We start from the raw sequence: 12,878 nt of genomic DNA, 5'->3' as shown, positions 1-12,878 counted from the left end.
GGCCGAGATCCCATATCGTGGCCCGAGTGACACCGCAGGAGTACGTCGAAGAGGTGCTTTCACTCGTCGAGCGGATCCCCGAGGGGCGCGTGATGTCGTACGGCGCGATCGCCGACGTGCTCGCCGATCTCTCGGGTCGCAACTCGGCCCGCCAGGTCGGCAGCATCATGGCCCGGCACGGCGGCGGTGTCCCCTGGCACCGGGTGGTGAACAGCGCGGGCCGCATGCCGCCCGGCCACGAGCGGGAGGCCCGTCAACGTCTGCTCTCCGAGGGCGTCCCCCTCAAGGGTGACCACGTGAACATGGCCCTCGCCAGCTGGATGCCGTCATGAGGACCGGAGAGCCGAGCCGTACGGCGATGAGCGCGGCCCGCTACCGCGCGGCGCACCAGATCCTGGAGCAAGGCAAGATCTTCAAGGACGATGTGGCCGTACGTCTCCTCGGGCTCCCGGAGGAGGAGTTGCTGGCCGACGCCCCGCGCCGGGCGATGCGGGTCTTCATCGCGGCCCGCCACCGCTTCGCCGAGGACGCGCTCGCGGCCGCCGTCGACCGGGGCGTCCGCCATGTCGTGGTGCTCGGGGCCGGTCTCGACACGTTCGCGTACCGCAACCCGTACGCCGAACTCAGAGTGACCGAGGTCGACCACCCGGACACCCAGCGCTGGAAGCGCGAACGGCTCGCCGCCGCCGGCATCACGGTCCCGCCGTCGGTGACCTATCGGGGCGTGGACTTCGAGCGCGAGTCGTTGAGGCTCGAGTTGGAGGAGCCGGCGTTCTTCCTGTGGCTGGGCGTGGTGCCCTATCTGACCAGGGAAAGCTGCCTCGCCACACTGCGGTTCGTCGCCGAGCGTGACGGCAACGAGGTCGTCTTCGACTACGCGCAGTCCCCGGCGACCATGCCGCGGGAGCGTCGTGAGCAGCTCGAGGCGCGGGCTTCACGGGTGGCCCGGCTGGGGGAGCCGTGGCTGACGTATTTCGAGCCGCCGGAGATCGCGGCCGAGTTGACCGGGCTCGGTTTCGGGGCGATCACCGATCTCGGGCCGTCCCAGCTCGCGGCCGCCTATTTCGGCCGGCCGGACGTCCCGCCCTCAACACCGGGCGGCCACGTGCTGCACGCGGCTACTTCGGCCATCAGATGAGGCCGATGCGGTCGGCCTCGCCGCGCATCTGATAGTCGAAGAAGCCGCGGCGGTCCTCGTCGACCGAGTTCTTGAGCTGGCCGAAGAGCTCGGCGCTGATCGCGCCCCCGAGGTGCAGGAAGGACGACAGGGCGGCCGCGACCAGCCGGGGCGGCGCGCCCGGGGTGTACTGCTCGGCGACCCGGCCCAGCTCGTCGGCGAACCCGCCGGTGATCGGCTCGCGGTCGGCGACCCGGCCGGCCAGATAGGCGTCCCGCACGATGCCCGCGATCAGCAGGATGACCCTGGTCGCGGGGCCGACGGTGTCCTGCGGGGCCTCGTATCCGGGCACCGGGCTGCCGTAGATCAGGGCCCATTCGTGCGGATTGGCCAGCGCCCAGTCCCGTACGGCGTGGGTCGCACCTAAAAAGCGATCAAGGTCGCCGGCCGGCGCGGCGGCCGCCCGCTCGGCCGCGTCACCCACCGCGTTGTAGGCGTCGATGATGAGCGCCGTCAGGAGTTCGTCGCGGCTCGCGAAATAGCGGTAGACCGCGGACGAGGCCATGCCCATGTCCCGCGCGACCGCACGCAGGGAGAGGTTCGCACCGTCCGTGACCAGGTGACGTTTCGCCACTGCCTTGATCTCTTCGGTCATCTCGGCCCGCACCCGGGCACGTACTCCTGAGGCGCTCATGCAGACCAGTGTGCCATAACGAGAGCAGTGCTCTTGCTTTTACTCAGTGCTCGTGCCATCGTTGGTCCTGTCAGAGAGCACTGCTCGCAAAGGAGAACACCTAATGGCTTCGCATGTGATCGTCGGTTCCGGCCCGATCGGTTCGAACGTCGCCCGCCTGCTCGCCGACCGGGGCGAGAGCGTCACGATGGTGACCCGCAGCGGCAGCGGCCCGTCGCATCCGCTGATCGAGCGGGTCGCCGCGGACGCCTCCAACGCCCGCCGGCTGACCGAGCTGACCGAGGGCGCGCAGGCGCTCTACAACTGCGCGAACCCGAAGTACACCGAGTGGGAGAAGCTCTGGTTCCCGATGAACGACGCGATGATCGCCGCTTCCAAGGCCAACGACGCGGTGTACGTCATCACGGGCAACCTCTACGTCTACGGCCCCCAGCCGGGCGGCCACATGACCGAGAGCACCCCGATGGCAGCGGTCGGCCGTAAGGGCAAGGTCCGCATCAAGATGTGGCAGGACGCCCTGGCCAGCGGCGCCCGCACGGTCGAGGTGCGCGGCTCGGACTACATCGGCGAGGGCGCGGTCGGCGTCTTCTCGGCGGTCCTGTTCCCCGCCATCGAGAAGGGCAGCAAGTCGGCCTGGGTCCCCGGCGACCCGACCATGCCCCACAGCTTCACCTACACCGGCGACATGGCCCGCACGATGGTCACCTTGGCCGCCGACTCACGCGCCTGGGGCAGCGCCTGGCACACCCCGACCAATCCGGCCATCACCATCAAGGAGCTGGCCGACCGTTACTGCACCCTGACCGGCAAGCCCCACCTCACACTGCACAAGATGCCCCGCTTCATGATGCGCACGGCCGGCCTGGTCCACCCGATGAGCCGCGAACTGGCCGAAATGGACTATCAGTTCTACGCCCCCTTCCATCTGGACAGCTCCCTGACCGAGCGCACGTTCGGCCTGACCGCGACCCCGCTCGACATCGGCATCCAGGAAACCGCCGACGACGCCCGGTCCATCGCCTCCCGCACGATGTGACCGCCTTTCACAGGAGCAGGCCGACGCCGTCGCGGCGGGGATCGCCGGAGGCGCCGGCCTGACCCACGGCGGTCACGCCGCCGAAGTAGTGGTTCTTGTCCGGCCACTGCCTGATCTGGAACCCCGCCCCGGCCAGCGCGGCCAGCTCGTCCCGCCGGCATCCCGGCTCGGCGTGCACGGTGTCGTCGACCACGTGGAACCGCGACCGCCCGATCGCCCCGCCCATGTCGAGACCGTCGACCAGCACCCCGAGCAACGTGGTGATCAGCGCCGTCCTGATCCGCGACGCCCCGGCCGACCCGGCCGCGACCGCCAGATCGCCCTCCGGGTCGATCACCACGAGTGGGCACATGTTCGACGACATCCGCCGGCCCGGCGCCAGGTCGCTGGTGATCAGCTCACCCTCGCCCAGCATCGAGTTCAGGTTGATGCCCAGCCCCGGCAGCCAGACCCCCGACCCCAGCCCCAACGTCGTGGTGATGACGCAGGCGTTCCCGTCGGCGTCCACCACCGACACGTTCGTGGTGTCACCGATCTTCTGCCGCCCCTGGTCCCGCAACGCCGTGGCGACCCCGACGGCCCGTCCCGGCAGGCTCAGATCGTCCGGCAGCCCGGCGATCGTGTCGACCGTCCTATTGAGATCGTGCCGCGCCCGCACCCGGTGCCCCGCCAGCATCGCGTGGTCGACCGGCGTCTCCAGCACCCGGTAGTCGGCCAGGTCCCGCAGCCCCAGACTGCCGTTGGCCGCCCGGACCGTGTCGACCATGAGCTCCGCGTACTCACCCGTGTAGAAGATCTCCGGCCCGGCCGCCGCGAGGTTCTCCATCGCCGTGCCGAGCCCCTCGTGGCGCAGCAGGTCGCCGCCCTGAAGGCGCCGCCCACCCGGCATGTAGACGTCGGCGCCTTCACCCCAGGCCAGTGCGGGCGCACAAGCGTCGAGCGTCTGCGCGTGCGCCGGCGGCACCGCCACCCCGCTGTGCGCGATCGCCGTCGCCGGCGCCACCACGTCGGCCCACGGCAGACGCCCCCACCGCCGGTGCACCTCGCCGCAGCCGGCCGGCACCCCCGGAACCGCGACGCTCGCCCCGCCGATCGAGTAGACCTGCGGCATCCCGCCGAAGAACACGTCGACCGCCAGCATCGGCCCGGCCTCGCGATCCCCGTCGGTGCCCGGCACCGCGACGAAGAAGTCGAGGCACGTGACCTCGCCGGTGGCCGCGTCGAAGTAGGTGGCGAACCCGCCGCCGCCCAGCCCGGTGTAGATGGTCTCGGCCACGCAGCAGGCGAGAACGGCCGCGACCGCCGCGTCGGCCGCCGTGCCGCCCGCGCGCAGGATGCGCAGCCCGGCCTCCGCGGTCGCGGGATGGCTGGCGGCGACCCCCGCAGGAACCCGTTTCATTTCGCGAAGCGTAGAGCCAAGCGCGTGATCATGGTTACCATCCGCGTTCATGACGACTGCGGGTCCCTCTCCCGACGTACGGCCGGCGCCGGCGCTGCCTCGTCGTGTTTTAGCCGGATATTCGGTGGGTTCGCTGGTGACCGGCGCGTTCGGCACCGTGCCGGGTTTGCTCCTCCTGCCCTATCTGACGGATACGTTAGGTGTGGCGGCTGGCGTCGCCGGCCTCCTCGTCCTGCTGCCGAAGGCGTGGGACGTCCTGGTCAACCCGGTCGCCGGCCGGATCTCCGACCGCAGCGGCGACCGCCGTCCCTTCCTGCTCGTCGCCGGCCTGCTCCTGGGCGTGCTCTTCGCCGCGATCTTCGCCGGCCCGTTCGGCAGCGGGGCCGCCGCCGGCGCCTACGTCGCCGTCGCCTTCCTGGTGGCCGCCACGGCGTACGCCTTCTTCCAGGTGCCCTACGTCGCCATGCCGGCCGAGCTGACCGACGGCTACGGCGAGCGGACCCGCCTCATGACCTGGCGCGTCGCCGTCCTGGCGCTGGCCATCCTGATCTCCGGCGCGCTGGCCCCGCTGGTCGTCGAGCAGGCCGGCGGCGGCTTGGTGGGCCATCGCTGGTCGGGCATCTTCGTCGGCCTCCTCATCATCGTGGGCACGCTGGGCGTCTACTTCGGCACGCGCGGCGCCGCCACCCGCACCGCGCCGGCGGCCGAGCCCGACCTGCGGACCCAGCTGCGCGTCGCGGCGGCGAACCGCCCTTTCCGCGCGCTGCTGCTCTGCTGGGTGATCCAGGCCGTCGGGATCGGCACCATGCTGGCCGGCGTGCAGTACTTCGCCGACCACGTCGTGGACCGGGATTCGGGCGCCACCTTCCTCTTCGCCGCCTTCGTCGGGCCGGCCCTGCTCGTCATGCCACTGTGGACGCGGGCGGGCCACCGTTACGGCAAGCTGCGCTCGCTGGTGGCCGGGTCGCTGCTCTTCGCGGCCGGCGCGCTCGTGCTGCTCGCCGCGCCGGCGCTGCCGCCGCTGCCGATCTATCTGATCGTCGCGGTCATCGGCGTGGGTTATGCCGGACAGCAGGTCTTCGCGATGGCCATGCTGCCGGACTGCATCGCCCACGACACCGAGCGAACCGGGAAGAGGCAGGCCGGCGTCTTCACGGGCCTCTGGACAGCCGGTGAGACGCTGGGCCTCGCGCTGGGTCCGGGGCTTTTCGCATTGGTCCTCCAGGTCTTCGGATATGTGTCGTCGTCGACGGGCGAGGCCGCCCCGCAGGACGACACCGCCCGGCTGGGCGTGCTGCTCGGTTTCACCGTGGTGCCGGCCGTGCTGGTGGCTGCCGCGGTCCCGCTATTACGCGCCTACAGGGACATCGAGCGCTAGATACTTTGGTAGGGGTCGGGCCGATCCTTTGGTCGCTTATCGCCGAGAGGGCCGTGGGCTAGCGTCATCGGCATGTTCGAGGCACTGCCCGACAAGGGCGTTCCAGGTGACCAGATCCTCGCCGAGCTCCAGCAGCTGCGGTCGGCCGATCTGCCGACACACGGCGGCCGCCTGTTCGCCTATGTCTACGACCCGGCGCTCGACGGCCTCGACGACCTGGCCCGCGCCGCCTATGCCATCTCCGCGCATGTCAACGGCCTCGACCCCACCGCGTTCCCGTCACTGCTCGCCATGGAAAACGCTCTGGTCGGCGCCGCGGCCGGCCTTCTCGGCGGCGACGAGCAGACGGTCGGCAGCGTCACCAGCGGCGGCACCGAGTCGCTGATCCTCGCCGTGAAGGCGGCCCGCGATTCCCGCCCCGATCTGGCGACGCCGCGCCTGGTGATCCCGTCCACCGCGCACGCCGCCTTCGCCAAGGCGGCGCACTACCTGCGCGTGGCCCTCGACGTCGTCCCGGTCGGCGACGACCTCCGGGCCGACCCGGCCGCCCTGGCCGCGGCCATCGGCCCCGACACCGTCCTGGTCGCCGCGTCCGCTCCTTCTTATGCACACGGCGTCGTCGACCCGATCCCGCGGATCGCGGCCGTCTGCGCCGAGCGCGGCGTGCGATTCCACGTCGACGCGTGCTTCGGCGGCTGGGTGCTGCCCTATCTGCGGCGCCTGGGCGCCGACCTGCCGCCGTTCGACTTCTCGGTCCACGGCGTCACGAGCATTTCGGTCGACCTGCACAAATACGCGTACGCGCCCAAGGGCGTGTCGATCCTGCTCCACCGCGACGAGACCCTGCGCCTGCCGCAGTATTTCGCGTATGCGGGCTGGCCCGGCTACACGATGATCAACCCGATCATCTCGTCCACCCGCTCGGGCGGCCCGATCGCCGCCGCCCTGGCCACCCTGCGCCACATCGGCGACGCGGGCTATCTCGAGCTGGCCGGCCGCACGCGCGAGGCCGTGAAGCTCCTGGCCGACGCGGTGACGGCCACCCCCGGTCTCCGCCTCTTCGCCCCACCCGAGACCAGCGTCGTCTGCCTGACCTCCGACGAGGGCGGCGGCGGGGTCGACCTCTTCGTCCTCGCCGACGAGCTGGCCGCGCGCGGGTGGCACACCCAACCGCAGATGGCGTACGCCGGCATGCCGCCCACGATCCATCTGACCGTGACGGCCTCGGTGCGCGCGACGGCGCCCGAATTCGCCGGCGACCTGGCCGATGCCGTCGCCGCGGCCCGGGCGGCCGGGCCCGTCGTGCTGCCCGCGCCGTTGCTCGAGGCCGCCGGGGCGCTGACCCCCGAGATGGTCACGCCCGACCTCATCGCGGGGCTGGCCGAGACCATGGGGCTCGGCGGTGGCGACTTCACCAAGATGGCCGCCGTCAACTCCTTGCTCAACGTGGCGCCGCCCGGCCTGCGTGAGGCGCTGCTCACCGGCTTCCTGAGCCTGCTCCAGCGGCCAGGTGGCCAGGGACAGGGAGTAGGTTGAGGCTGTGTCCGGTCTGCCAGGTGTTGTCGGGGATCCCATCAAGTTCGTGCTGAACTGGGGGCGGCGCTATTCGCTCTGGGTGTTCAACTTCGGGCTCGCGTGCTGTGCGATCGAGTTCATCGCGTCCAGCATGAGCCGGCACGACTTCATGCGGATGGGGGTCATCCCGTTCGCCCACGGGCCCCGGCAGGCCGACCTCATGGTCGTGTCGGGGACGGTCACCGACAAGATGGCACCGGCCATCAAGCGGCTCTACGACCAGATGCCCGAGCCCAAATACGTGATCTCGTTCGGCTCCTGCGCCAACTGCGGTGGGCCGTACTGGGACTCGTACTCGGTCACCAAGGGTGTCGACCAGCTGATCCCGGTCGACGTCTACGTGCCGGGGTGCCCGCCGCGGCCCGAGGCGCTGCTGCACGGCATTCTGCGACTGCAGGAGAAGATCGCGGCCGAGCAGGCCGGGCCCGGCGGGGTGTCCCGGCCCGACCCGTTGGCCGGTAGGCGGGATGTCTCGTCACTCAGCGCTCCGATCGTGACCCCGCAGGGTGCAAGCGGGGACTAGTCTCCGCAGGTATGACTGAGCACCGCGCGGACTTCATCATCGAAGTTCTGACCAGGGAATTCGGCGGGTTGATCGCGGTCGATCCGGCCGCTTTCCGGCGCAAGTTCCGCAAGATGGCCGCGTCGCCGTTCGCCTTCTACCGGGGCAGCGCCTCGCTCTTCTACGCCGACCTGTCCGGCGGGTTCGCGGACGACAGTTTCCTCGACGAGCGGACCAGCCGGGTCTGGATCCACGGCGACCTGCACGCCGAGAACTTCGGGACGTACATGAACTCGTCCGGGCAGCTCGTCTTCAACGTCAACGACTTCGACGAGGCGTACGTCGGACCCTTCTCCTGGGATTTGAAGCGCTTCGCGGCCAGCGTGGCGCTCATCGGATATCAGAAAGCCCTGTCCGACGACAACATCACCGCCCTGGTCACGACGTTCGCGCGGTCCTATCTGACCGAGCTGCGGGCCATCGCGACCGGCGGCGACGACGCCATCGGCTCGATCACCCTGGACAACGCGGACGGTGTGCTCCGGCGCGTGTTGCAGGAGGCGCGCCTCAACACGCGGGTCGACCTGCTCAGCACCCAGACCGTCATCGACGACTACGAGCGGCGGTTCGCGCTGCTCGACGGCGTCTACGAGACCGACGAGGCCACCGACGCCGCCGTCACAGAAGCCTTCGAGCAATATCTGACCACGCTGCCGCACGCCACCCGGCCGGTGGCCAGCCACATCAAGGACATCAAGCTGCGCAAGGGCGTCGGCATCGGCTCGGCCGGGCTGCCCAGCTACAACCTGCTGCTCGAAGGGCACACACAGGCCCTCGAGAACGACGTGATCATCTACATGAAGCAGGCGCAGGTGCCGGCCGTGGCGCGCTGGATCGACGACGAGCGGGTCCGCTCCTACTTCCAGCACCAGGGCCACCGTACGGCCGAGTCGCAGCACGCGTTGCAGGCGCACGCCGACCTGTGGGTCGGCTACACCACGCTGGACGGTGTCGGCCAGCTCGTCGCCGAGGTCTCGCCGTACGCGGCCGACCTCGACTGGGCCGACGTCAACGAGCCCGAGGAGCTCACCGGCGTGATCTCCGATCTGGGCCGGGCCGTCGCCCGCATGCACTCGGTGGCCGACGACGAGTCCAGCCACGACCTCGTCGACTTCTCCACCGAGGAGGCCATCGTGGCCGAGATCGACAAGGACGAGGCCGGTTTCGTACGGCACCTGGTCGAGTTCGCCCATCGGTACGGCGACCAGGCCCGGGAAGATCATCAGGACTTCGTCGACGTGTTCCGCAACGGGCGACTGCCGGGCTTGTGAAAGCCCCCATAAGATGACGCCATGACGCCTGAAGAGGTCGGCGAGCGCCTGGTCGCGCTCCTGACCGACGACTCCCCGGACGCGCCTCCGGGCGAGATCGTCGCCGGCCTCTCCGGTGGCGGCCCCGGCCACGAGCGGGCCGTCCTCGACGTGCCCGCCGCCCGGTGGTGGGAGACGGTCGGCACGGCCAAGCACAACGGCGCCCTCGGCTGCGACTTCTTCGACTGGCTGTCCGCCGTCGACGAGGGCGACGACGGGTTCCGCGTCGTCGCCCACCTCTACTCGACGCGCCGCCGGCACGCGCTGCTGCTGCGCACCCTCGTGCCCCGCGACGAGCCGGTCATCGAGTCGGTCACCGAGCTGTTCGCAGGGGCCGACTGGCACGAGCGCGAGACGCACGAGATGTTCGGCATCACCTTCGCCCGCCACCCCGACATGCGCCCGCTGCTGCTGCCGCCCGGCTTCGAGGGCCATCCGCTGCGCAAGGAGTTCGTGCTGGCCTCCCGTGTCGCCAAGGCCTGGCCGGGCGCCAAGGAGCCGGGCGAGTCCGAGGCGGGTACGGCGAAGCGCGCACCCATGCGCCCGCCGGGCGTGCCCGCCCCCAACGAGTGGGGACCCCAAGCCTGATGCCACTGTGGCTCGATCTCACGATCAGGGTGCTGGCCGTCGTTGCCGGCTTCCTGGTGCTGCCGCTCGTCGTCGGCCAGACCGAGCACAAGGTGATGGCCCACATGCAGGGCCGGCTCGGCCCGATGTACGCCGGTGGCTATCACGGCTGGGCGCAGCTGGTCGCCGACGGGGTGAAGTTCGTCCAGAAGGAGGACATCACACCCCGCGACGCCGACCGGCGGGTCTTCCGCCTCGCGCCTCTGGTCGCCCTGTTCCCGTACCTCCTGGTCCTGCTCGTCATCCCGCTCGGACCCGGCGGCCTCGTCGCCCAGGCGCTGGACGTGGGTCTGTTCTTCGTCCTGGCCGTGCTGGGCGTGGGCGTGGTGGCCGTGCTGATGTCGGCGTGGGCCTCGGCCAACAAATACAGCCTGCTCGGCGGCCTGCGCGGCGCCGCCCAGCTGCTCGGCTACGAGCTCCCGCTGGTGCTGGCGGCGGCGAGCGTGGCGATGGCAGCCGGCACATTGAGCCTGCCCGGCATCGTCGAGGCGTGGCGTCCCTGGTGGCTGCTCTGGCAGGCCCCGGCCGCGATCGTCTTCTTCATCGCCGGCCTGGCCGAGATCCGCCGCCCACCGTTCGACATGCCGATCGCCGACTCGGAACTGGTCTTCGGCTACATGACCGAATACACGGGCCTGCGCTTCGCGTTCTTCCTCCTGGCCGAATACGTGGGCATCGTCGTGATCGCGGCCCTGACCACGGTCCTGTTCCTGGGCGGCTGGCACGGCCCGTTCGAAGACCAGCTCGGCTGGCTGTGGACGCTGGTGAAGATCTTCGCCGTCTCGTTCGTCATCATCTGGCTGCGCGTGAGCTACCCCCGCCTGCGCGAGGACCAGCTGCAACGCCTCTGCTGGCTGGTCCTGGTCCCGCTCTCCCTGGCCCAGCTGGTCCTGACCGCGACCGTCAAGGTTCTGACGTAACTCAGAGATAGCGCGGAGCGAGCACCACTTCCCTCGGCTCGTAGAAGGCGGCCCTCCGCTGTGCCGCCGCGTCGGTCGCCGCGAGGACGTCCGGCCTGAACGCGCACTGCCGGCTGATCCGCACCTCGACGCCCTGCGTGACCTGGAACGACGAAGGGCAGGAGTCCTCCATAGACGACATGAGACGCATCGCGATGATCTGGTGGACATCCGTGGGGGAGGGATGCACGAGAAGCACGCCGTCGAGCAACTCGGTGGTCCAGGCACCCTCGGGAGGGCGGCTGGTCATCACGGACCTCATCTAGAGATTTCGCGGGCGAACGCTGGCCAGCGGGATCTCGATGGCCCAGGGCTGCTCGACACGGATGGTGTCGTCGCCCGAGAAGACACCGGTCTCCTCGTAGCTCTGGGTTTCCGGGTTCAGCTCGAAGGCGGTGACTTCCAGGCCGTTCAGGGTTTCGATCAACCAGAAGTGGGGGATCCCGGCCCGGGCGTAGGCGGCCGGTTTCGTCACGCGGTCGATGCCCTGGGTGCCCGGCGAGACGATCTCGGCGACGAGGGTGACCTCGGCGGCGGGGAACTTGCCGGCTCCGGAGCGTGTCGCCTCGAAGTCGACCGCCATCAGATCGGGGATGAACACGTTGTGGGGATCCAACTCGACTTCGTTCGCGTGGGTGACGAAGAGATGGCCGGGGCAACTTCTCGTCAGGGCGACGCCGAGCGACACCGTCAGTGCTTGGTGAGCGCACGGGAACGACGAGGACGTGTGCAGCCTGCCGTTGAACAGTTCGCGGCGGATGTTGTCGACCGGGAAATTCTCGAGATCGCTCGTCGTGGCGGTCATTGGACGCACCGTACTGGAAGATCTGGCGGGGGTGTGCTCGCGTCACTCGGCCGGACGGGGCAGGATGTCTCTTTGTGAGTGACGACGGGGAGCGCGGCACGCCCGGCAAGGGTCTGGTCCAAGGGCTCGCGGTCACGCTCAAGACGATGACCAAGCGGTCCACCACTCAGCAGTATCCCGATGTCGAGCCTGATCTGCCGCCTCGTAGCCGTGGCGTGATCGCTCTTCTCGAGGAGAACTGCACCGTCTGCATGCTCTGTGCGCGCGAGTGCCCGGACTGGTGCATCTACATCGACTCGCACAAGGAAGAAGTCGTCGTGCCGGGGGCGGCTCGGGCGCGTCAGCGCAACGTGCTCGATCGGTTCGACATCGACTTCTCGCTGTGCATGTACTGCGGCATCTGCATCGAGGTCTGCCCGTTCGACGCGCTGCATTGGACGCCCGAGTTCGAATACTCCGAGGTCGACGTCCTCGACCTGCTGCACGACAAGGACCGGCTGGGCGAGTGGATGCGCACCGTGCCTCCGCCGCCGGCTCACGACGTGCTCGGCGAGCCCTCCAAGGAGGAGGCGACGGCGGAACGCAAGGCCGCGGGTCCGGGTGCGGCCACTGCCGCCAAGACCGCGAGGCCTTCCGTACGCCGTCCCGCCGGCCCAGCCGCACAGCGCCCCGCCCCGACGGAGCCGGAGCAGTGACCGTCGCGGACGCGCTGATGCTGGCTCTCGGCGTGATCGCGGTCGGTTCGGGCGCCCTCGTCGTCACCAGCACCCATCTGGTTCGGGCCGGTCTCTATCTGGTCGTCAGCCTGGGCGCGATCGCCGGCCTCTATCTGGTGCTCGGCGCCGAGCTGGTCGCCTGGGTCCAGGTTCTCGTCTACGTCGGCGCCGTCGTCGTCCTGCTGCTGTTCGCCGTGATGCTCACCCGGGCCCCGATCGGTCCGTCGCCCGACCTGGACCGTCCGGCCGGGCCGGCCGCCCTGATCGGCGCCGGCGTCGGTGTCGGGCTGTCCGTGCTGCTCATGGACGCCTTCCGCTGGACCCGGTACGAGCTGCCCCCGCCGGGCACCGGCCGCCGGGTCGGTGAGCAGATCTTCGGCGCCTGGGTGCTGCCGTTCGAGGTCCTCTCGATTCTGCTGCTGGCCGCCCTGGTCGGCGCCATCGTCCTCTCCCGTCCCGACATCGGCGCCCGGCCCGGCGCCGACCCCGCCGACGTGGGGCCGCCGCCGAGCCCGATCGACGAGTCGCCCGAGGTGGTGGCCCGCCTGGAGCGGATCGCCGCCCGCCAGGCCGCCGCCCAGGCCCGGGTCCGCGCCCAGCACGCGGCCGAGGTGGCCGCGGCCAACCAGGCCGCCGCGGCCGAGAACGGGGCCGCCGAGAGCGTCGCCGTCACGGGCGTGGACACGAAGACCGCGGAGCG

The 12,878-nt window shown here is 70.3% G+C and carries 14 protein-coding genes and 1 pseudogene; 11 read left to right on the top strand and 4 right to left on the bottom strand.

What is annotated here, in order from left to right:
• Positions 1–26: 26 nt before the first annotated feature.
• Together ACFY36_RS24900 and ACFY36_RS24895 are read left to right on the top strand one after the other, a co-directional pair.
• Positions 27–332: an MGMT family protein gene (locus ACFY36_RS24900; protein ID WP_499748334.1), complete on the top strand. Its 306-nt coding sequence runs from the start codon at positions 27–29 to the stop codon at positions 330–332.
• Positions 329–1,138: a class I SAM-dependent methyltransferase gene (locus ACFY36_RS24895; protein WP_499748333.1), complete on the top strand. Its 810-nt coding sequence runs from the start codon at positions 329–331 to the stop codon at positions 1,136–1,138. The genes ACFY36_RS24900 and ACFY36_RS24895 overlap by 4 nt, the downstream gene beginning before the upstream one ends.
• On the opposite strand, the gene ACFY36_RS24890 is transcribed toward ACFY36_RS24895, so the two are convergent.
• Positions 1,131–1,811 carry a TetR/AcrR family transcriptional regulator gene (locus ACFY36_RS24890; protein ID WP_499748332.1) on the bottom strand — a complete coding sequence of 227 codons (681 nt, stop codon included), beginning with the start codon at positions 1,809–1,811 and terminating at the stop codon, positions 1,131–1,133. The genes ACFY36_RS24895 and ACFY36_RS24890 overlap by 8 nt on opposite strands.
• A 103-nt stretch (positions 1,812–1,914) precedes the next feature.
• On the opposite strand from ACFY36_RS24890, the gene ACFY36_RS24885 reads away from it, so the two are divergent.
• The gene (locus tag ACFY36_RS24885; protein ID WP_499748331.1) at positions 1,915–2,847 is read left to right on the top strand and encodes an NAD-dependent epimerase/dehydratase family protein; all 933 of its coding nucleotides are present in this window, start codon (positions 1,915–1,917) and stop codon (positions 2,845–2,847) included.
• 7 nt (positions 2,848–2,854) lie between these two features.
• Here the strand turns inward: ACFY36_RS24885 and ACFY36_RS24880 are convergent, their stop codons facing one another.
• Complete coding sequence (locus tag ACFY36_RS24880) at positions 2,855–4,246, bottom strand: gamma-glutamyltransferase (RefSeq protein WP_499748330.1); 1,392 nt, start codon at positions 4,244–4,246, stop codon at positions 2,855–2,857.
• A gap of 49 nt (positions 4,247–4,295) precedes the next feature.
• On the opposite strand from ACFY36_RS24880, the gene ACFY36_RS24875 reads away from it, so the two are divergent.
• The 6 genes from ACFY36_RS24875 to nuoH all read left to right on the top strand — a co-directional run bounded on the left by ACFY36_RS24875 (position 4,296) and on the right by nuoH (position 10,618).
• Positions 4,296–5,624 (top strand): MFS transporter, encoded by a 1,329-nt coding sequence (locus ACFY36_RS24875; RefSeq protein WP_499748329.1) that lies wholly within the window; start codon positions 4,296–4,298, stop codon positions 5,622–5,624.
• A gap of 72 nt (positions 5,625–5,696) precedes the next feature.
• Positions 5,697–7,160, top strand: coding sequence for a pyridoxal phosphate-dependent decarboxylase family protein (locus ACFY36_RS24870; protein ID WP_499748328.1), 1,464 nt, complete (start codon positions 5,697–5,699; stop codon positions 7,158–7,160).
• Between the two features lie 13 nt (positions 7,161–7,173).
• Positions 7,174–7,722, top strand: coding sequence for an NADH-quinone oxidoreductase subunit B (locus ACFY36_RS24865; protein ID WP_498700786.1), 549 nt, complete (start codon positions 7,174–7,176; stop codon positions 7,720–7,722).
• Positions 7,723–7,733: 11 nt separating this feature from the next.
• Positions 7,734–9,032: a DUF2252 domain-containing protein gene (locus ACFY36_RS24860; RefSeq protein WP_499748327.1), complete on the top strand. Its 1,299-nt coding sequence runs from the start codon at positions 7,734–7,736 to the stop codon at positions 9,030–9,032.
• 21 nt (positions 9,033–9,053) lie between these two features.
• Positions 9,054–9,659: an NADH-quinone oxidoreductase subunit C gene (locus ACFY36_RS24855; protein WP_499748326.1), complete on the top strand. Its 606-nt coding sequence runs from the start codon at positions 9,054–9,056 to the stop codon at positions 9,657–9,659.
• The gene (nuoH, locus tag ACFY36_RS24850) at positions 9,659–10,618 is read left to right on the top strand and encodes an NADH-quinone oxidoreductase subunit NuoH (protein WP_499748325.1); all 960 of its coding nucleotides are present in this window, start codon (positions 9,659–9,661) and stop codon (positions 10,616–10,618) included. The genes ACFY36_RS24855 and nuoH overlap by 1 nt, the downstream gene beginning before the upstream one ends.
• A 1-nt stretch (position 10,619) precedes the next feature.
• Here the strand turns inward: nuoH and ACFY36_RS24845 are convergent, their stop codons facing one another.
• Complete coding sequence (locus ACFY36_RS24845) at positions 10,620–10,907, bottom strand: hypothetical protein (protein WP_499748324.1); 288 nt, start codon at positions 10,905–10,907, stop codon at positions 10,620–10,622.
• 12 nt (positions 10,908–10,919) lie between these two features.
• Positions 10,920–11,462 (bottom strand): Uma2 family endonuclease, encoded by a 543-nt coding sequence (locus tag ACFY36_RS24840; RefSeq protein ID WP_499748323.1) that lies wholly within the window; start codon positions 11,460–11,462, stop codon positions 10,920–10,922.
• Positions 11,463–11,536: 74 nt separating this feature from the next.
• On the opposite strand from ACFY36_RS24840, the gene ACFY36_RS24835 reads away from it, so the two are divergent.
• Entirely contained in the window at positions 11,537–12,157 is a 621-nt protein-coding gene (locus ACFY36_RS24835; RefSeq protein ID WP_499748322.1) for a NuoI/complex I 23 kDa subunit family protein, read from the top strand.
• A pseudogene (locus ACFY36_RS24830) lies at positions 12,154–12,711 on the top strand (NADH-quinone oxidoreductase subunit J family protein); the annotation flags it as partial. The gene ACFY36_RS24835 and the pseudogene ACFY36_RS24830, both read left to right, overlap by 4 nt.
• Positions 12,712–12,878 lie beyond the last annotated feature (167 nt).

It is taken from the genome of Actinoplanes sp. NPDC000266 (assembly GCF_042899005.1).
Classification (GTDB): Bacteria; Actinomycetota; Actinomycetes; order Mycobacteriales; family Micromonosporaceae; genus Actinoplanes.
The sequence above is the reverse complement of the archived record's forward strand: the minus strand, read 5'-3'. Positions and strand labels throughout refer to the sequence as shown.

What these genes read in the sequence shown, in the direction of transcription:
- ACFY36_RS24885 (WP_499748331.1), top strand. Translation starts at nt 1,915, where the DNA reads ATGGCTTCGCATGTGATCGTCGGTTCCGGCCCGATCGGTTCGAACGTC.
- ACFY36_RS24870 (WP_499748328.1), top strand. Translation starts at nt 5,697, where the DNA reads ATGTTCGAGGCACTGCCCGACAAGGGCGTTCCAGGTGACCAGATCCTC.
- ACFY36_RS24855 (WP_499748326.1), top strand. Translation starts at nt 9,054, where the DNA reads ATGACGCCTGAAGAGGTCGGCGAGCGCCTGGTCGCGCTCCTGACCGAC.
- ACFY36_RS24840 (WP_499748323.1), bottom strand. Translation starts at nt 11,462, where the DNA reads ATGACCGCCACGACGAGCGATCTCGAGAATTTCCCGGTCGACAACATC.
- nuoH (WP_499748325.1), top strand. Translation starts at nt 9,659, where the DNA reads ATGCCACTGTGGCTCGATCTCACGATCAGGGTGCTGGCCGTCGTTGCC.
- ACFY36_RS24890 (WP_499748332.1), bottom strand. Translation starts at nt 1,811, where the DNA reads ATGAGCGCCTCAGGAGTACGTGCCCGGGTGCGGGCCGAGATGACCGAA.
- ACFY36_RS24860 (WP_499748327.1), top strand. Translation starts at nt 7,734, where the DNA reads ATGACTGAGCACCGCGCGGACTTCATCATCGAAGTTCTGACCAGGGAA.
- ACFY36_RS24880 (WP_499748330.1), bottom strand. Translation starts at nt 4,246, where the DNA reads ATGAAACGGGTTCCTGCGGGGGTCGCCGCCAGCCATCCCGCGACCGCG.
- ACFY36_RS24895 (WP_499748333.1), top strand. Translation starts at nt 329, where the DNA reads ATGAGGACCGGAGAGCCGAGCCGTACGGCGATGAGCGCGGCCCGCTAC.
- ACFY36_RS24845 (WP_499748324.1), bottom strand. Translation starts at nt 10,907, where the DNA reads ATGACCAGCCGCCCTCCCGAGGGTGCCTGGACCACCGAGTTGCTCGAC.
- ACFY36_RS24875 (WP_499748329.1), top strand. Translation starts at nt 4,296, where the DNA reads ATGACGACTGCGGGTCCCTCTCCCGACGTACGGCCGGCGCCGGCGCTG.